At 60.7% G+C, this 17,250-nt stretch carries 16 protein-coding genes; 6 read left to right on the top strand and 10 right to left on the bottom strand.

The genetic code is table 11. The annotated features are described in order from the left end of the window. Positions 1–102: 102 nt before the first annotated feature. From QRN48_RS19215 to QRN48_RS19205, 3 genes are all read right to left on the bottom strand, one after another. Positions 103–1,716 carry an NAD(P)/FAD-dependent oxidoreductase gene (locus tag QRN48_RS19215; RefSeq protein ID WP_285352457.1) on the bottom strand — a complete coding sequence of 538 codons (1,614 nt, stop codon included), beginning with the start codon at positions 1,714–1,716 and terminating at the stop codon, positions 103–105. Positions 1,717–1,924: 208 nt separating this feature from the next. After that, on the bottom strand, positions 1,925–2,605 hold the full coding sequence (locus QRN48_RS19210) for a COG3650 family protein (protein WP_037012221.1): 681 nt from the start codon (positions 2,603–2,605) through the stop codon (positions 1,925–1,927). A gap of 62 nt (positions 2,606–2,667) precedes the next feature. Then, positions 2,668–3,267: a short chain dehydrogenase gene (locus tag QRN48_RS19205; protein WP_191944485.1), complete on the bottom strand. Its 600-nt coding sequence runs from the start codon at positions 3,265–3,267 to the stop codon at positions 2,668–2,670. 104 nt (positions 3,268–3,371) lie between these two features. On the opposite strand from QRN48_RS19205, the gene QRN48_RS19200 reads away from it, so the two are divergent. Next, positions 3,372–4,280: a LysR family transcriptional regulator gene (locus QRN48_RS19200; RefSeq protein ID WP_037012218.1), complete on the top strand. Its 909-nt coding sequence runs from the start codon at positions 3,372–3,374 to the stop codon at positions 4,278–4,280. 608 nt (positions 4,281–4,888) lie between these two features. Here the strand turns inward: QRN48_RS19200 and QRN48_RS19195 are convergent. The 5 genes from QRN48_RS19195 to QRN48_RS19175 form a co-directional block, all read right to left on the bottom strand. After that, the gene (locus tag QRN48_RS19195; protein ID WP_037012216.1) at positions 4,889–5,590 is read right to left on the bottom strand and encodes an ABC transporter ATP-binding protein; all 702 of its coding nucleotides are present in this window, start codon (positions 5,588–5,590) and stop codon (positions 4,889–4,891) included. Further along, a complete protein-coding gene (gene livG / locus QRN48_RS19190) occupies positions 5,591–6,358 on the bottom strand; it encodes a high-affinity branched-chain amino acid ABC transporter ATP-binding protein LivG (RefSeq protein WP_191944487.1) in 768 nt (255 codons plus the stop codon). Then, entirely contained in the window at positions 6,358–7,620 is a 1,263-nt protein-coding gene (locus QRN48_RS19185) for a high-affinity branched-chain amino acid ABC transporter permease LivM (RefSeq protein ID WP_037012212.1), read from the bottom strand. Before QRN48_RS19185 ends, livG begins: the two co-directional genes overlap by 1 nt. Next, positions 7,617–8,543, bottom strand: coding sequence for a high-affinity branched-chain amino acid ABC transporter permease LivH (gene livH, locus QRN48_RS19180; protein ID WP_037012211.1), 927 nt, complete (start codon positions 8,541–8,543; stop codon positions 7,617–7,619). Before livH ends, QRN48_RS19185 begins: the two co-directional genes overlap by 4 nt. Positions 8,544–8,757: 214 nt before the next feature. Further along, a complete protein-coding gene (locus tag QRN48_RS19175) occupies positions 8,758–9,885 on the bottom strand; it encodes a branched-chain amino acid ABC transporter substrate-binding protein (RefSeq protein ID WP_285352451.1) in 1,128 nt (375 codons plus the stop codon). Positions 9,886–10,211: 326 nt separating this feature from the next. Between QRN48_RS19175 and QRN48_RS19170 the strand changes: the two genes are divergently transcribed. Continuing rightward, positions 10,212–10,511: a DUF2288 domain-containing protein gene (locus tag QRN48_RS19170; protein ID WP_191944521.1), complete on the top strand. Its 300-nt coding sequence runs from the start codon at positions 10,212–10,214 to the stop codon at positions 10,509–10,511. A gap of 266 nt (positions 10,512–10,777) precedes the next feature. Further along, positions 10,778–12,133: a spinster family MFS transporter gene (locus QRN48_RS19165; RefSeq protein WP_285352448.1), complete on the top strand. Its 1,356-nt coding sequence runs from the start codon at positions 10,778–10,780 to the stop codon at positions 12,131–12,133. A gap of 160 nt (positions 12,134–12,293) precedes the next feature. Here QRN48_RS19165 and rapA read toward each other — a convergent pair whose 3' ends face one another. Continuing rightward, positions 12,294–15,140: an RNA polymerase-associated protein RapA gene (rapA, locus tag QRN48_RS19160; protein WP_285352445.1), complete on the bottom strand. Its 2,847-nt coding sequence runs from the start codon at positions 15,138–15,140 to the stop codon at positions 12,294–12,296. A gap of 205 nt (positions 15,141–15,345) precedes the next feature. Between rapA and QRN48_RS19155 the strand changes: the two genes are divergently transcribed. The 3 genes from QRN48_RS19155 (at position 15,346) to ccoM (ending at position 16,167) form a co-directional block, all read left to right on the top strand. Beyond that, positions 15,346–15,693 carry an aspartate-semialdehyde dehydrogenase gene (locus tag QRN48_RS19155; RefSeq protein ID WP_191944490.1) on the top strand — a complete coding sequence of 116 codons (348 nt, stop codon included), beginning with the start codon at positions 15,346–15,348 and terminating at the stop codon, positions 15,691–15,693. Between the two features lie 64 nt (positions 15,694–15,757). Continuing rightward, positions 15,758–15,919 carry a hypothetical protein gene (locus QRN48_RS19150; RefSeq protein WP_285352438.1) on the top strand — a complete coding sequence of 54 codons (162 nt, stop codon included), beginning with the start codon at positions 15,758–15,760 and terminating at the stop codon, positions 15,917–15,919. Positions 15,920–16,050: 131 nt separating this feature from the next. Next, positions 16,051–16,167, top strand: a complete 117-nt coding sequence (gene ccoM / locus QRN48_RS19145; protein ID WP_276209511.1) for a cytochrome c oxidase subunit CcoM — start codon at positions 16,051–16,053, stop codon at positions 16,165–16,167. 599 nt (positions 16,168–16,766) lie between these two features. Here ccoM and QRN48_RS19140 read toward each other — a convergent pair. Further along, positions 16,767–17,237, bottom strand: coding sequence for a MaoC family dehydratase (locus QRN48_RS19140; protein WP_037012202.1), 471 nt, complete (start codon positions 17,235–17,237; stop codon positions 16,767–16,769). Positions 17,238–17,250: the final 13 nt, after the last annotated feature.

Here is a 17,250-nt window from a genome sequence, read left to right as displayed (position 1 = left end):
ATACGCGAATCTGTAGGAGTCGGCTTGCTGGCGAACGCGGTTGGTCATTACGCGTCCGGCAAACGGACTCACGGGGCTGTAGGGCGTTACCTTGTGGGCGGTTTAGTGGGTCATCCCCAACATGCTGCGCGCCAGGGCTTCCGCAATGCGAATGCCGTCGACGCCCGCCGACAGGATGCCGCCTGCGTACCCTGCGCCTTCTCCCGCCGGGAAAAGGCCTTTGACGTTGAGGCTTTGCAAGTCTTCGCCTCGGGTGATCCGCAGCGGCGAGGATGTGCGCGTCTCGATGCCGGTCAGGATCGCGTCGTGCTGTGAGAAACCTTTGATCTGCTTCTCGAAAGCCGGCAGCGCCTCGCGGATGGCTTCGATCGCGAACGCAGGCAAAGCGTCGGCGAGGTCGGTCAGCTTGACGCCGGGCTTGTAGGAAGGCTCTACCTGGCCCAAGGCTGTCGACGCCTTGCCGGCGATGAAGTCACCGACCAGCTGCGCGGGGGCTTCGTAGGTTTCGCCGCCCATCAGGTAGGCATGCGACTCCAGGCGCTCCTGCAGCTCGATGCCTGCCAATGGGCTACCCGGGTAATCCTCTTCCGGAGTGATGCCCACCACAATGCCTGAGTTGGCGTTGCGCTCGTTGCGCGAGTACTGGCTCATGCCATTGGTCACGACGCGGTTCGGCTCTGACGTTGCTGCGACGACAGTGCCGCCCGGGCACATGCAGAAGCTGTAGACCGAACGACCATTGCTGGCGTGGTGCACCAGTTTGTAATCGGCAGCGCCAAGCTTGGGATGACCGGCGTATTTGCCCAGACGGGCGCGGTCGATCAAGCCTTGAGGGTGCTCGATGCGGAAGCCCACCGAAAACGGTTTGGCCTCCATGTACACGCCGCGCCCATGGAGCATGCGGAAAGTGTCGCGGGCACTGTGACCCAACGCCAGGATCACATGCCGGGAATCGATGCGCTCGCCGCTGTCGAGCACCACGCCCTGCATCTGGCCGTCCTCGATGAGCACGTCCGTCACGCGTTGCTGGAAACGCACTTCACCGCCCAGCGCCACGATCTGATGACGCATGTTCTCCACCACCCCGGTCAGTCGAAAAGTGCCGATGTGGGGTTTGCTGACGTAGAGGATTTCATCGGGCGCGCCGGCCTTGACGAACTCGTGTAGCACCTTGCGGCCGATGAATTTCGGGTCTTTGATCTGGCTGTACAGCTTGCCGTCGGAAAAGGTGCCTGCGCCGCCCTCACCAAACTGCACGTTGGACTCGGGGTTGAGCACGTTCTTGCGCCACAGGCCCCAAGTGTCTTTGGTACGCTGACGGACTTCGGTGCCGCGCTCCAGGATGATCGGCTTGAAGCCCATCTGCGCCAGCAACAGGCCCGCGAAAATGCCGCACGGGCCAAAACCGACCACCAGCGGGCGCTCGCTCAGGTCGGCCGGGGCGTTGCCGACCATCTTGTAGCTGACGTCCGGGGCCGGGCCGATGTGTTTGTCGTGGCTCAAGCGCTTGAGCAGGGCCGGCTCGTCACGCACTTGAAAGTCGATGGTGTAGATGAACTGCAGCTCAGTGGATTTCTTGCGCGCATCGTAACTGCGCTTGAACAGGGTGAAATCCAGAAGCTCGTCGCTGCCGATGGCCAGGCGTTGCAGAAGTGCAGGGCGCAGTTCGTCGTCCGCGTTGTCTAGCGGCAGTTTGAATTCGGTGATTCGTAACATTTAAAAATCCGGTTTCGGGCCGCAGGATCGGCCCGGCAGCACTACAAGAGCGGGCGATTATAAGCCACATTTCGGGGCGAACGGTGTAAGCAGGTGACGGGCGAAGCAGTGCAGGAGCGCGCTTGGCCGCGATTCTGCCGGGCAGTGGTCAGGGATGTGCTTCCGGGAACGCGCTCGCGAGCAAGCGCGCTCCTGCAAAAGACAGGCATCAGTCGTTGCGCATGGCCCCGAAGTAGGCGCAACCGCGCTGAACCTGGCCATTGACCCGCAGTTCGGCAGTCAGGTGCTGGACAGAGCCGTTCGAGGGGTCCACGCAACGCAGCGGCGCGACGTACAGCTCGACATGCTGGTTGTTGGCGTCGGTGATCAGATTGAAACGACCCTCTGGCATCTGTTCTTCCATGTAGGGCACGGCGAACGGTTCCTTGCCTTCACGCTCAAGCACCAGGCCCTTGCCACTCGCGTTGAGGTTCCACTTCGGGCCATTGCCGCTGGCATGAATGGTCAAGCGCTTGAAGTTGGGGTCTTCGCAGGCACCGCTCGGCCGCTCGACGCGGTAAAGCTGATAAAGGTCGGCCTGGCCATCACTGCCCTGCGCTTTGCTGGCGACAAAGTTGCCGCGTACATCGGCGAACGCCTTGCCGTTTTTGTCTACCACCGAGGCGGCTTCCTGGAGGATGCCGGTGTTGCCCTTGTCGGACACCGCGTAGCGTCGCTGTTCGTTGCACGGGGCGAAGAACAGCTTGCCGCCGTCTCCGCTGAGGGTGCCCTGCATGCGGATCATGCCGGCAGTCGATACCTTGTTGTCAGCGGAAGGTGACGGCATCAACTGGCAGCCGGCAAACACGGGCAACAAGGCGAACATCAGGGCAGAACGAGCAGCGGACATGGGGCGGTCTCCAGACAAGTGCCGCCACGTTACTCAGCCTGCTCGTTCATCACAAGGGGCGATTAGCCGACCTGATAGGTCTGTCCGGTTTGTAGCCCTTCGACACTTTTGGCATACGCCAGCGCTACATCCGCTGCCGGAACTGGCTTGAAGCCACGGAAGTAGGGCGCGTAACTGCCCATCGCTTCGACCAGCACGTTAGGACTGACCGAGTTGACCCGCATGCCACGCGGCATCTCGATGGCAGCGGCACGCACGAATGCGTCGATCGCGCCATTGACCAGGCTGGCCGACGCGCCGGTGCGAATCGGGTCAACGCTGGTGATTCCGGTCGTGAACGTGAAGGACGCTGCGTCGTTGGCGTACTCCCGGCCGATCAGCAGCAAATTGACCTGCCCCATCAGTTTGTCACGCAGACCCAGGGCAAAAGAGTCGGCGGTCATTTCGCCGAGCGGCGCGAACGTGACATTGCCGGCCGCACAAATCAATGCGTCGAAAGAGCCCGTCCGTTCGAATAGTTTGCGGATCGAGTCGCTGTCACTAATATCGACGTGCTCGTCCGGGCCGTTTCTTCCAATGCGGACGATCTCATGGCGGGGCGCCAATTCCTTCTGGATCGCCGAGCCAATGGTGCCGCTGGCGCCAATCAACAGGATTTTCATGATGCGGTTTTCCTCTTCTCTGGACGGTGACCCAGTCTGGGCCGCCCGTTACCACCGAAACAGGGCCTAAACGGCAATCCCGCTTTGTCAGAAAGGAAACAATCATGAGCGAAATGGACGACCTCGCGGCGTTCGCGCTGCTGGTGGAGGCCAATAGCTTCACGCTGGCGGCCCAGTGGCTGGACACCAGCACCAGTCAGCTGTCCAAGCGCATCAGCAAGCTGGAAAAGAACTTTGGCGTGACGCTGCTCCACCGCACCACGCGCAGCCTGACCCTGACCTCGGCAGGCGCCATCCTGCTGCCCGAGGCTCGCGCGCTGCTGGCGCAACGGGATCGTATTCGGGACGCGATGGCGTGCCTCGGTGAAAGCCTTATCGGCAGCGTGCGGCTGACGGTGCCGGTGTCGTTGGGCGAAACCGTTTTTGAAGGCTTGCTTACCGAGTTCGCTCAGGCCTACCCAGACGTGCAGGTGGAACTGGACCTCAACAACCACTACCGCGACCTGCGCCGGGACGGCTTCGATCTGGGGATCCGCTCCAGCGTCGGCATCGACGAGCGGTTAGTGGCCAAGCCGCTGCTGGCCCTGCAGGAACTGACCTGCGCCAGCCCCGAATACCTGGCCAGACAGGGCACGCCGCAAACGCCGGAAGAACTTCGCGCACACCGGTGCCTGCTCAACAGCCACAACACAGGGCGCGAGTCGTGGACCTACCATCAGCAGCACCAACTGACCCGCATCAACGTCCGTGGCACGTTTGCCAGCAACCACTACGGCTTGCTGAAAAAAGCCGCACTGGTCGGCGCCGGCATCGCGCGACTGCCGTCGTACATGGTCCATGAAGAATTGAAAGACGGCCGTTTACAGTGGCTGCTGCGCGACTACCAGACACCGGTATCGTCGCTGTACCTGGTCCATCCCTTCGAAGGGCGGGTGCCGAGGCGTGTGCAGGTCATGGCGGATTATCTGAGCGAATGGTTCGAACGCAGCACAGCGGCTTTGGAAAAGCTCTGACGGCTAGGAGGGTCGGCCTCGTTGGTGGGGAGAGGTAAAGCTGACGCGGAGCGTCACGGGATGCATTACCACGCGGAGCGTGGGAACGATCAGACAGGTTTAAACAATCAAAAATTCCAGTGCGTCAACTGGCCTCTTCCCGGCTAAAGCCGGTCCTACAAAAAGCAACGCATGCAGTCAGAGGCACCAGCGGCAACCTCTGTAAACCCGGCGGCGCCCAGTAGGACCGGCTTCAGCCGGGAAGCTTTTGATCTGCTTTTGATCTGCTTGTGATCTGCTTGTGATCTGCTTGTGATCTTCGTACGCAAAAAGCCCAGACACCGCCAATCGCGACTTGGGTGCAGGCTGAACGCAGGTCTCGTGGAGTGGGCCGAGCCGCATGGATGCGGCGAGAGCTGCCCCCCGCCATGGATGGCGGATGGCAGCGGGCCCACGGAGCGAGACCGGAGTGAGGGTACTCCGACGCAGGAGGAGCCAAACCAGGAGCAAGCACCCTTGGTTACTTGGGGTGCCTTTCCAAGTAACTCGCCGAAGGCGAAACAGTCTGCCGTTAGGCCGACGCTGTTGATCTTCAGGCTCTCCAAAACAGCCCGCCGAAGGCGAAGCAGTTACCCGCCTAAATAAGCATCCCGCACTTTCGGATCAACCAACAACTCAGCCCCCGAACCCTGCATCACCACCCGGCCATTCTCCAGAACATACGCACGATCAGCGATCTTCAATGCCTGATTCGCATTCTGCTCCACCAGAAACACCGTCACCCCATCGCGCCGCAACTGCTCAACAATCTCGAAAATCTGCTGAATGATAATCGGCGCCAGACCCAGCGAAGGCTCATCCAGCAACAACAACTTCGGCTTGCTCATCAACGCCCGCCCGATGGCCAGCATCTGCTGCTCACCACCGGACATCGTCCCGCCCCGCTGATTGAAACGCTCCTTCAAGCGCGGAAACAACTCAAGCACCTTATCCATCTGCACCTGATAATCGTCTTTGTCGGTGAAGAATCCGCCCATCGCCAGATTCTCCTCCACTGTCAGCCGCGCGAACACACGACGGCCCTCAGGCACCACCGCAATGCTCTTGCGCATGATCACCGACGACTCCAGACCGACCAGCTCCTCGCCCATGTAGCGAATGCTCCCGCTATGAGCACGCGGCGAACCACAGAGCGTCATCAACAGCGTCGACTTGCCAGCACCGTTGGCACCGATCAGCGTGACAATCTCGCCCTGCTGCACGTCAATGCTGACCCCGTGCAACGCCTGGATCTTGCCGTAGAACGTGGAAACGTTATCGAACTGCAGCATTTACGCTTCCCCCAGGTAGGCTTTGATCACTTCAGGATTGTCACGGATCTGCTCGGGCGTGCCATCGGCCAGGGGGGTGCCCTGGTTGATCACCACGATATGGTCGGAGATGCTCATGACCAGCTTCATGTCGTGCTCGATCAACAACACCGTGGCGTTGTGCTCGTTGCGCAGCACGCCGATCAGCGCTTTCAAATCCTCAGTTTCTTTCGGGTTCAGGCCGGCAGCCGGCTCGTCGAGCATCAGGATGCGCGGACGCGTCATCATGCAGCGCGCAATTTCCAGACGGCGCTGCTGACCGTACGCCAGCGTGCCGGCAGGGCGGTTGGCGAACTCCTTCAGATCGACGGCTTCCAGCCAGTGCTCGGCATATTCCATGGCCTCGCGTTCGCTTTTGCGGTACGCGGGGGTTTTGAACAGGCCGGCCAGGAAGTTAGTGTTGAGGTGACGATGCTGGGCAACCAGCAGGTTCTCCACCGCCGTCATTTCCTTGAACAGGCGCACGTTCTGGAAGGTACGCACCACGCCCTTGCGGGCAATTTCATGGCCGGCCAGCCCCTGAATCGGCTCGCCGTCCAGCAGGATCGTGCCCGAGGTGGGACGGTAGAACCCGGTCAGGCAGTTGAACACGGTGGTCTTGCCTGCGCCGTTGGGGCCGATCATCGACACCACTTGTTTCTCATTGACGGTCAGGCCTACGCCGTTGACGGCCAACAGCCCGCCAAAGCGCATGCACAAGCCGGACGCCTGCAGAATTGGACGGCTCATCAGCGCTCCCCCTTGAGTTTCATGACGGGACGCTGCATCGGCAGGAAGCCCTGAGGACGCCAGATCATCATCAGCACCATCAAGGCGCCGAAGCCGAGCATCCGGTATTCGCTGAACTCGCGAAGCAGTTCAGGCAGCAGAATCATCACGATAGCTGCGAGGATCACACCGAGCTGCGAACCCATGCCGCCCAGCACAACGATCGCCAGGATGATTGCCGACTCCAGAAAGGTAAAAGACTCAGGCGTAATCAGGCCCTGGCGCGCGGCGAAGAAGCTGCCCGCGAAACCGGCGAACGCAGCGCCCAGGGTGAAAGCCGACAGTTTGATGATGGTCGGATTCAGGCCGAGTGCGCGGCAGGCGATTTCGTCTTCACGCAGCGCTTCCCATGCGCGGCCGATGGGCATGCGCAACAGCCGGTTGATCACGAACAGCGCCAGCAGGGCCAGCAACAGGGCGATCAGGTAAAGGAAGATCACCTTGTTGATGGAGTTGTATTGCAGGCCGAAGTATTCATGGAAGGTCTGCATGCCTTCGGCAGCCTTGCGCTCGAACGTCAGGCCGAACAGCGTTGGTTTTTCGATGTTGCTGATGCCGTTCGGACCGCCGGTGACGTCAGTCAGGTTCCGCAGGAACAGGCGGATGATTTCACCGAAACCCAGCGTCACGATCGCCAGGTAGTCGCCGCGCAAGCGCAGGACCGGGAAGCCCAGCAAGAATCCGAAGGTTGCCGACGCCAACCCTGCCAGCGGCAGGCAGATCCAGAAGCCAAAACCGAAGTAATGCTGGAGCAGGGCGTAGGTGTACGCGCCCACGGCATAGAAGCCGACGTAACCCAGATCCAGCAGCCCGGCCAGACCGACGACGATGTTCAGGCCCAGGCCGAGCATCACGTAGATCAGGATCAGCGTGGCGATGTCCACCGCACCGCGTGAGCCGAAGAACGGCCACACCAATGCGGCGATGACCAGGGCACCGAGGAACCAGCGCTGGGTCGACGGCAGGGTCAGAAAGTTGCTGGTCTTGTCGGACATCAGCTGCTTTTGCGGGCGGCCGCGCCACATCGCACTGATCTGCTCGTTGAACAGCACGCGCAGGAACATCAGAAACGCAGCGGCGAAAATCACCAGCACGGTGGTGTTGCTGGCGCCGACTACCGCAAGGTTTACCCCCACGATGTCCAGTTTGAGCCCGAGGATCGGGTAAGCGACGGCCAGTACCAGCACTGCGCTGAAAAGGGCCGATTTGAGATTCCTGGTCATACTTTTTCAACCTCCGGACGGCCGAGCAGGCCGGTTGGCCGGAACAACAACACCAATACGAGAAGACCGAACGCCACCACATCCTTGTACTGGTCACCGAAGATATCGGCACCAAAGGCTTCGGCGACGCCCAGCACCAGACCGCCGAGCATCGCGCCCGGGATACTGCCGATGCCGCCCAACACGGCCGCGGTAAAGGCTTTGATGCCCACCAGGAACCCGGCGTTGGGGTTGATCACGCCGTACTGCATGCTCAGCAGCACCGCAGCGACGGCCGCCAGCGCGGCACCGATGACGAAGGTCAGCGCAATAATGTTGTTGGTGTTGATACCCAGCAGGTTGGCCATCTTGATGTCTTCGGCGCAGGCGCGGCAGGCGCGTCCCAGGCGAGAGCGGGAGATGAACCAGGTCAGCCCCAGCATCGCCACCAGCGTCACGATGAAGATCAGGATCTGCATGTAGGAGATCACGACCTCATGGGTGCTGCCGGGGCCGAAAACGAAGTTGCCGGGGATGAGGTTGGGAATCGACTTGTCTTTCGAGTCCTGCGACAACAGCACGGTGTTCTGCAGGAAAATCGACATGCCGATGGCGGAAATCAGAGGGATCAAACGGTTGCTGCCGCGCAGCGGGCGATAGGCGACTCGCTCGATGGCGTAACCGTAGGCACTGGTCACCACGATACTGGCGACGAATGCTGCGGTAATCAGCAGGGGCAGGCTGTCCAGGCCGAGCATGGTCAGACCGGCCAGGGCGATAAACGCCACATACGAACCGATCATGTACACCTCGCCGTGGGCGAAGTTGATCATGCCGATGATGCCGTAAACCATGGTGTAGCCGATGGCAATCAAGGCGTAAGTGCTGCCAATGGTCATCCCATTAACCAGCTGTTGAAGAAAGTGATAGAGATCTATCGGCATTGCTGTGTGCTCCTAAAAACCTGCCTGGTGTTCCACTGGTGAAGTCTTTTCCCGCTCGCGCGTCGTGATCTACGTCCGCGTTCGGCACGAGCCCAGTGATTCACTGGTGCGGTTTCAAGATGTTCAGGGGCCGGAATTCTTGTGGAATTCGGTGCCCAGCTAAAACAAAGCCCACTGCGGTTGCAGTGGGCTTCGGGTAAGCCTGAAGGCTGCGTTATTTCACAGGGGCTTCAGTCTTGGTGCCGTCTTTGTGCCAGGTGTAAACGACGAATTTGAAGTCCTTCAGGTCACCCTTGTCGTCAAACGACAGATCGCCGGTAGGGGTCTTGAAGGTACCGGCGTGGATGGCTGCAGCCACCTTCGCGGTGTCTTCGGATTTGGCCGTTTTGATCGCCTCGGCGATCACTTCCACCGCAGCGTAGGCCGGGAACACGAACGGACCGCTCGGGTCTTCTTTTTTCGCTTTGAATGCTGCGACCAGATCGTTGTTGGCAGGGTCCTGGTCGAACGATTTCGGCAGAGTCACCAGCAGGCCTTCGGAAGCGTCCTGGGCGATTTGCGAGATCGAAGCGTTGCCCACGCCTTCAGGGCCCATGAAGCCGGCTTTCAGGCCTTTTTCCTGCGCCTGGCGCAAAATCAGACCCAGCTCAGGGTGGTAGCCGCCGTAGTAGACGAAGTCGACGTTGGCTTGCTTCATTTTGGCGATCAGCGAAGAGAAGTCCTTGTCGCCGGCGTTGATGCCTTCGAACAGAGCGACTTTCACGCCGTCTTTTTCGAGGGTCTGCTTAACGGCAGTAGCGATGCCTTCACCGTATTGCTGTTTGTCGTGGATGACCGCAACGATCTTCGGCTTGACCTGCTTGGCGATGTATTCGCCGGCAGCCGGGCCCTGGGCGCTGTCCAGGCCGATGGTGCGGAACACCAGCTTGTAGCCACGGGCGGTGATTTCCGGGCTGGTGGCAGCCGGGGTCACCATGATGATGCCTTCGTCTTCGTAGATGTCCGAAGCAGGCTGAGTGGAGCTGGAGCACAGGTGACCAACCACGAACTTGACGCCGTCGTTGACCACTTTGTTGGCGATGGCGACCGCTTGTTTCGGGTCGCAGGCATCGTCGTATTCAACCGCTTCAAGCTTTTTGCCGTCGACGCCGCCTTTGGCGTTGATCTGCTCGATGGCCATCTTGGCACCGCTGAACTGCATGTCGCCGTACTGGGCAACCGCGCCGGTCTTCGGGCCGGCGATGCCGATCTTGATGGTGTCAGCTGCGAACGAGTGGCTGGCAACCCCCGCCAGAACCAGTGCGGCAAACAGCTTGGAAATCTGATTAATACCCTTAGTCATGATGCTCCACTCTTGCGTTGTAGTTTTTATAATCCTGACGGCCAAAGCTGCAGGACCGGATGAAATCTCCAGGCCACACCCCCGGCAACTGTACCGGAACAGTTTAGAGCGCCGGTCGAGCGCTTGAAAAGCTGGCTGCAGTGGGCAAAGCCTGTGAATGTCGCTTAATCGACAGAAAGATACACAATCCAGCCAGCTGTTTTGTTCCATTGAAGGACCTAACAAGCGGCTTGAGCGAACTTCTCTGCAATCAGTCATTTGAAACCGGGTTTGTCGGTGCGAAAGGCGGCGCTATCATTGCGCCGATTTTCAATACGGTGAAACCCATGACGCAAGAACCTAGCACCCTCTATGCCAAGCTGCTTGGCGAAACGGCCTCTATCACCTGGAAAGAATTGCAACCGTTCTTTGCAAAGGGTGCCCTGTTGTGGGTCGAGGCTTCTCAGGATTTGATCGCTGTCGCGCAGGCATTTGCTGAAAACAGTGAGGCGCAGGTGGCTGTTTGGCTCAATAGCGGAGACGTCGGCAAGGTCTCTGAATCAAAGGCTCTGGACCTTCTGGAGCGTGATCCACCGTTATGGGCGGTGGTCGTAGCCCCGTGGGTGTTGATCCAGGAAAGGGCATGACCTCGTTCTGCGCCCCATAAAGGTGCGTGGAATGGTGGCAATGTGGGTAGGTCGGTAACTGCCAGTGTGTCGGCGGTAGCGGATGCGGTCACTGCTGCCAAGTGCGTTTGGCGAATGGCGTGGGTGTTCCGAGTGCATTCGCGGCGCCTCCGATGGCGGGTCATCAGCGATGCGAATGTTCACAGACAGTTTGGGAGAGGCTGACTAGATTTCAGGTTCACGGCTCGACGGGTCTGGCCGGTCAAATAACAAGAAGAGAGTGACACATGAATCATTCGACGCAGGCGGCGAACGCCTGGCGCGTTCTGTTTCTGCTGTTCCTGGCCAATCTGTTCAACTTCTTCGACCGCACCATCCCGGCGATCATCATCGAGCCGATTCGCAAGGAATGGCAGCTGAGCGACTTCCAGCTCGGCATCATCGGCACCGCGTTCACGCTGGTCTATGCCATCGCCGGGCTGCCATTGGGCCGCATGGCCGACAACGGCTCGCGGCGCAAACTGATGGGCTGGGGCCTGGCGGTGTGGAGCGGCCTGACGGCTGTGAACGGTCTGGTCGGTAGTTTCTGGTCGTTTCTGCTGGTGCGCATGGGCGTAGGGATTGGCGAGGCCAGCTATGCGCCGGCCGCCAACTCGCTGATCGGCGATTTGTTCCCGGCCCACCGTCGCGCCCGCGCGATGGGCATCTTCATGCTGGGACTGCCGCTAGGCCTGCTTCTGGCTTTCTTCACCATTGGCGCGATGGTGCAGGCGTTCGGCAGCTGGCGAGCGCCGTTTTTTATCGCCGCCGTGCCCGGGCTCGTGCTGGCGGTGTTCATGTTTTTCATTCGTGAGCCGGCACGGGGCGCGGCTGAAAGCGTGGCCATTTCCCAGGAAAAAATCGATCGTCCGATCCGCCGCCTGTTGGCGATTCCCACGTTTCGCTGGCTGGTGCTGGCCGGGCTGGCCTTCAACTTCGCCACTTACGCGTGCAACTCGTTCATGGTGTCGATGCTGCAGCGCTATTTTCTGCTGCCGTTGCAGGACGCCGCGATGGCCACGGGAATGATCGTCGGCGTGACCGGACTGTTCGGCCTGACCCTCGGTGGCTGGGTCGCAGACAAGGTGCATCAACGCTGGAGCAACGGTCGTCTGATGTTTGCGGCGTTGAGCATGGTGGTCGCCACGCTGTGCACCGGTTACGCGCTGCATGCCGGGCGTATCGAAATCGGTGTTTTTGTCGGGGTGTTCAGCCTCGGCTGGCTGTTTTCCTACAACTTCTATACCTGCGTTTACACCGCCATTCAGGACGTGGTGCAGCCTCGGCTGCGTGCGACCGCGATGGCATTGTTTTTTGCCGGTCTCTATTTGCTGGGCGGCGGGCTGGGACCGGTGGTGGTGGGTTTGCTGTCAGACCATTTCGCCCATTCGGCGATGTACGCCGCGCAGGTCGAGCTGATGACCGAGCCGTTCAAGGCAGTGGGTCTGCACGATGCGATGTATCTGATACCGGTGGCGTTGTTTTTCGCGCTGGTGTTTCTGGCGCGGGCGTCGACGTGTTTCAGCGCCGACGCGCAAAGGATGCGCGAGGGGATGGTGGCGGATGAGCCGTTGGGGCAGGGGGTGAAGCCGTCCGTAGCCTGAATGATTGTGTCGGTTAATCGGGTTGGCACGGTCCCTGTAGGAGCGCGCTTGCCCGCGATTGCGGTGTGTCAGTCACCGCATCCGTAACTGACACACCGCAATCGCGGGCAAGCGCGCTCCTACAGGTTGGGTGTTCGCCGCGGGATGCGCGGCGAACCCGTTATCCCGCCACGAGCACCCGAATGGCTTCCAGACGCAGCGCGGCTTTTTCAAGCATCGCCAGCCCTTGCTCACGCTGCTCACGCAACGCCGTCAGCTCGCTGTCGCGGACAGTCGGGTTGACGGCCTGCAATGCCGTCAGGCGCGCCAGTTCTTCGTCCGTGTCGGCGGCGAGGCGGCGCTGCGCCTCGGCCACGCGCTCGGCGTGCTTCGGCGCGATCTTGCTTTCGGCGGCATTGATTTGCGGATTGAGCACATCGCGCTGGGCCTGGATGAACTTGTTGGCGCTGGCTCGCGGCACGCTTTCCAACTGGTCATTTAGGGTGGTGAACGACACGCGCCCCGACAGGTCATTGCCGTTGCCGTCCAGCAGGCAGCGCAGCGCGGCCGGTGGCAGGTAACGGCCCAGTTGCAGCGAGCGCGGCGCAACCACTTCACTGACATAGAGCAGTTCAAGCAGCACGGTGCCGGGCTTCAAGGCTTTGTTTTTGATCAGCGCGACGGCGGTGTTGCCCATCGAGCCGGACAGCACCAGGTCCATGCCGCCTTGCACCATTGGGTGTTCCCACGTGATGAACTGCATGTCCTCACGGGACAGCGCCTGGGTACGGTCGTAGGTGATGGTCACGCCTTCGTCGTCGCCCAGCGGGAAGCTGGCATCGAGCATCTTCTCGCTCGGTCGCAGGATCAGCGCGTTCTCGGAATGATCTTCACTGTCGATGCCGAACGCGTCGAACAGGGTTTCCATGTAGATCGGCAGGCTGAACTGGTCGTCCTGCTCCAGAATCGCTTCAACCAGCGCGTCGCCTTCGCCGGCGCCGCCGGAATTGAGCTCCAGCAGGCGATCGCGGCCGGTGTGCAATTCGCTCTCCAGACGCTCGCGTTCGTTACGGGCCTCGGTCACCAGCGCTTGCCAATCGTCTTCGTCACCGCCTTCAAGCTGCGGCAACAGGCGCGGACCGAACGTATGCTGCAGCGCGTTGCCGGTCGGGCAGGTATTAAGGAACGCGTTGAGCGCTTCGTGATACCACTGGAACAGGCGCTCTTGCGGGCTGGTTTCCAGATACGGTACGTGCAGCTCGATGATGTGTTTCTGGCCGATCCGGTCGAGACGACCGATACGCTGCTCCAGCAGGTCCGGGTGGGCCGGCAGGTCGAACAGCACCAGATGATGAGAGAACTGGAAATTGCGGCCTTCACTGCCGATTTCCGAACAGATCAGCACCTGGGCGCCAAACTCTTCGTCGGCGAAGTACGCCGCCGCGCGGTCGCGCTCAAGGATGTTCATGCCTTCGTGGAACACCGTTGCCGGGATGCCTGAGCGCACGCGCAGGGCGTCCTCGAGATCCATCGCGGTTTCGGCGTGAGCGCAGATGACCAGCACTTTCACGCGCTTGAGCATCTTCAAGGTGTCGATCAGCCAGTCGACGCGAGGGTCGAAGCGCCACCAGCGTTCTTCTTCGCTGCTCTCGCCATGGGCCTGGAAGCTGACTTCCGGGTACAGATCAGCGTGCTCGCCAATCGGCAGTTCCAGGTATTCGGCCGGGCAGGGCAGCGGGTACGGGTGCAGTTTGCGCTCGGGGAACCCTTGCACGGCGGCACGGGTGTTGCGGAACAACACGCGGCCGGTGCCGTGACGGTCAAGCAGCTCGCGGATCAGGCGCGCGTTGGCTTCGGTATCGCCAGCGGCCACCGCGGTGAGCAACGCTTCCGCCTCTGCGCCGAGGAAGCCACGAATGGTCTCGTTGGCCTTGGGCGAAAGCGTGCCCTTGTCGAGCAGCTCCTGCACGGCCTCGGCGACCGGGCGATAGTTTTCGCTTTCGGCGCGGAAGGCGTGCAGGTCGTGAAAACGGTTCGGGTCCAGCAGGCGCAGACGCGCGAAGTGGCTGTCCTGGCCCAGTTGCTCCGGCGTTGCCGTCAGCAGCAGCACGCCTGGAATCACTTCGGCGAGTTGCTCGACCAGCGAGTATTCGCGGCTGGCCTTTTCTTCATGCCAAACCAGATGGTGGGCTTCGTCGACCACCAGCAGGTCCCAGCCCGCGGCGAACATCGCATCCTGGGCCTTCTCGTCTTCGACCAGCCACTCCAGCGAAACCAGCGCCAGCTGCGTGTCTTCAAACGGGTTGCTGGCATCGCTTTCGATAAAGCGCTCGGCGTCGAACAGCGCGACCTGCAGGTTGAAGCGGCGGCGCATTTCGACCAGCCACTGGTGCTGCAGGTTTTCCGGCACCAGGATCAGTACGCGGTTGGCGCGGCCTGACAGCAACTGGCGGTGGATGACCAGACCGGCTTCGATGGTCTTGCCCAGACCCACTTCGTCCGCCAGCAGTACCCGGGGCGCGATACGGTCAGCGACTTCACGGGCGATGTGCAACTGATGCGCGATCGGCTGTGCGCGCACGCCGCCCAGTCCCCACAGCGAGGACTGCAACTGACGGCTGGTGTGTTCGAGGGTGTGGTAACGCAGGGAGAACCACGGCAGCGGGTCGATCTGCCCGGCGAACAGACGGTCGGTGGCCAGGCGGAACTGAATGAAGTTCGACAGCTGGGTCTCTGGCAGGGTCACCGGCTGGTTTTGCGCGTTCAGGCCGTGATAGACCAGCAGGCCGTCGACGTCGTCGACTTCACGGACGGTCATCTTCCAGTTTTCGAAATGGGTGATGGTGTCGCCTGGCGAGAAGCGCACTCGCGTCAGCGGCGCATTGCGCAAGGCATACTGGCGGGTGTCGCCCGTGGCCGGATAGAGCACGGTCAGCAAGCGACCGTCCTGCGCCAGAACGGTGCCCAAGCCCAGCTCGGCTTCGCTGTCGCTAATCCAGCGTTGCCCCGGTTGATACTGCTGCGACATGCTGCCTGACTCCCGCCTTGAAAAAGCCGACTATGTTAACGGAACAAGGCCTCCAGGCCAAAGCCACATTGTAAAAACCCCCGGATACATGGGATATGAGGCCTGTGTGGGCACTTGCTGCAAAAAACATAGTCGAAACTCGCGCTTGAATCGGCTCAAGTCGACGAAACGGCAGCCGACAGCCTGATAACAGGAGACCATTACCATGCTGCCACCGCTGATCCCACTGAGCGCGGCCCCCGTAACTTCGCAGCTGGACCCGGTCAAACCTACCCCGGACATCCCGCCGGTGACGCCGATTCAAAAGAGTTCGAGCGAAACCACTATCGACATGGGCGAACGCGACCGCGAGCAGGGCGAATTGCTGCTGCGCGAAGAACAGCGCCGGCATCAACGCCGCCGCAGCGACCGCCGCGTCGCGGACCGTCATCCCGAGCTTGAGGAAGGCCCGGCCATTCCCGGAGACTTTCTTAATGCCGACGACACCGTGCCAGTAGTGCCGATCATCGATGACGAGCCGCGCCAGGGTTTGTGGGTCGATCTGAAAGTCTGAGGCTGGTCAGCGAGGTCAGGATTGCGCATCATTGGCCGCAACGGGTATTGACGAGCGGTACGCCATGAGCAATGACGAAAAACTGGTAGACCTGAGCGCCGAGCGTGCCAGACGTGTTCACGACCTCAATGACAAGCGGCTGAACGAAGTGCGTCAGGCTTTCGAGCAGGCAATGCCCTTGGGCAAGGGCAAGAAGATAGCCAAGAGCAAACCGAAAAAACGCTAGACGACCCCTTCTTACATATCGGCCCCGGCGGCTGTCGGCGAATGACGCCGGCGTTGACCTGCATCAAGTCCTCCCCGCAAACCTGCGGTTAACCTTTGCTCATCAAACAGAGCCAGGCAGAGGGCGCTCGCATGTTTCTCGACCACGCGGTAATAGCCGGCGTCATGACGGTGGGGCTGCTGATGGTGATTTACTCAGGCATCGCACTGTTCGCCCGGAAAGACTCAACCCGGCGCGCGAGACGCTGAGGCTTTTATAAAAAGAGCACGCAACGCGGGACCGGGGCATGACGGGCAACTTCGGTTGCCCGTTTTTTTTGCATTCGCCAGCAAGCCGGCTCCTACGGATTTTGTGCGAGGCGCAGATTTTAGTGTCGACGCCGATCCTACGGATTTTGTGCAGAGCGCAGATTCTGATTATCACGCAGATCCACTGTAGGAGCCGGCTTGCTGGCGAACCGGACCTGCGCTACGCCCATGCAGCGTCTGAACATATGCAATCTACGCACGACCGTGCAGCGGAAGAACACATGGAATCTACGCACGGTGGTGCAGCGGAAGAACATATGCAATCTGCGCACGGTGGTGCAGCGGAAAAATATGCCATCCGCCCACAGCCATGCGGAGGCTGAACGCAAGCATTCGCCAGCAAGCCGGCTCCTACGGATCCTGTGCGAGGCACAGATTTTAGTGTCGGCGCCGATCCTACGGATTTTGTGCAGAGCGCAGATTCTGATCATCACGCCGATCCACTGTAGGAGCCGGCTTGCTGGCGAACCGGACCTGCGCTACGCCCATGCAGCGTCAAATCACATGCATTCGCCAACCAACCGCCCTCGCAGCCTCGATCAACCCACGGTGATCGGCGGCAACTCGGCCAGGCTCACGGTTTGCAGCTTGCGGGGGGCGAGGATCTCGGCTTCGCCATCAACGACCAATTCATCGTTCTGGTTGAACACGCGGGTCGCGATGCGCACGCGAAATTTCGGCAGCTTTTCGAGGATTTCCAGGCGCACGGTCAAGGTATCGCCAATCTTTACCGGCTTCTGGAACGTCATCTGCTGGCCCAGGTAAATCGTGCCCGGACCCGGCAGTTCACAAGCCACTGCCGCACTGATCAACGCGCCGCTGAACATGCCGTGGGCGATGCGATCCTTGAACATGCTTTTGGCGGCGAACTCAGCGTCCAGATGAACCGGATTGCGGTCGCCGGACATCTCCGCGAACAGCTGAATATGGCGCTCTTCGACGGTTTTGCTGTAGCTGGCCGTCTGACCGACTTCAAGGGCTTCGTACGGCGTGTTGGTGACTTGGGTCATGGAGTGTCCTGTC

This window comes from Pseudomonas sp. ME-P-057 (assembly GCF_030208975.1).
GTDB classification, from domain to species: domain Bacteria; phylum Pseudomonadota; class Gammaproteobacteria; order Pseudomonadales; family Pseudomonadaceae; genus Aquipseudomonas; species Aquipseudomonas lutea.
The sequence above is the reverse complement of the archived record's forward strand: the minus strand, read 5'-3'. Positions and strand labels throughout refer to the sequence as shown.

Coding starts and splice junctions, on each gene's coding strand:
- QRN48_RS19185 (WP_037012212.1), bottom strand. CDS start 7,620: ATGACCAGGAATCTCAAATCGGCCCTTTTCAGCGCAGTGCTGGTACTG.
- QRN48_RS19150 (WP_285352438.1), top strand. CDS start 15,758: ATGAGCAATGACGAAAAACTGGTAGACCTGAGCGCCGAGCGTGCCAGA.
- livH (WP_037012211.1), bottom strand. CDS start 8,543: ATGCCGATAGATCTCTATCACTTTCTTCAACAGCTGGTTAATGGGATG.
- rapA (WP_285352445.1), bottom strand. CDS start 15,140: ATGTCGCAGCAGTATCAACCGGGGCAACGCTGGATTAGCGACAGCGAA.
- QRN48_RS19210 (WP_037012221.1), bottom strand. CDS start 2,605: ATGTCCGCTGCTCGTTCTGCCCTGATGTTCGCCTTGTTGCCCGTGTTT.
- QRN48_RS19195 (WP_037012216.1), bottom strand. CDS start 5,590: ATGCTGCAGTTCGATAACGTTTCCACGTTCTACGGCAAGATCCAGGCG.
- QRN48_RS19165 (WP_285352448.1), top strand. CDS start 10,778: ATGAATCATTCGACGCAGGCGGCGAACGCCTGGCGCGTTCTGTTTCTG.
- ccoM (WP_276209511.1), top strand. CDS start 16,051: ATGTTTCTCGACCACGCGGTAATAGCCGGCGTCATGACGGTGGGGCTG.
- QRN48_RS19170 (WP_191944521.1), top strand. CDS start 10,212: ATGACGCAAGAACCTAGCACCCTCTATGCCAAGCTGCTTGGCGAAACG.
- QRN48_RS19155 (WP_191944490.1), top strand. CDS start 15,346: ATGCTGCCACCGCTGATCCCACTGAGCGCGGCCCCCGTAACTTCGCAG.
- QRN48_RS19215 (WP_285352457.1), bottom strand. CDS start 1,716: ATGTTACGAATCACCGAATTCAAACTGCCGCTAGACAACGCGGACGAC.
- QRN48_RS19200 (WP_037012218.1), top strand. CDS start 3,372: ATGAGCGAAATGGACGACCTCGCGGCGTTCGCGCTGCTGGTGGAGGCC.
- livG (WP_191944487.1), bottom strand. CDS start 6,358: ATGAGCCGTCCAATTCTGCAGGCGTCCGGCTTGTGCATGCGCTTTGGC.
- QRN48_RS19175 (WP_285352451.1), bottom strand. CDS start 9,885: ATGACTAAGGGTATTAATCAGATTTCCAAGCTGTTTGCCGCACTGGTT.
- QRN48_RS19205 (WP_191944485.1), bottom strand. CDS start 3,267: ATGAAAATCCTGTTGATTGGCGCCAGCGGCACCATTGGCTCGGCGATC.
- QRN48_RS19140 (WP_037012202.1), bottom strand. CDS start 17,237: ATGACCCAAGTCACCAACACGCCGTACGAAGCCCTTGAAGTCGGTCAG.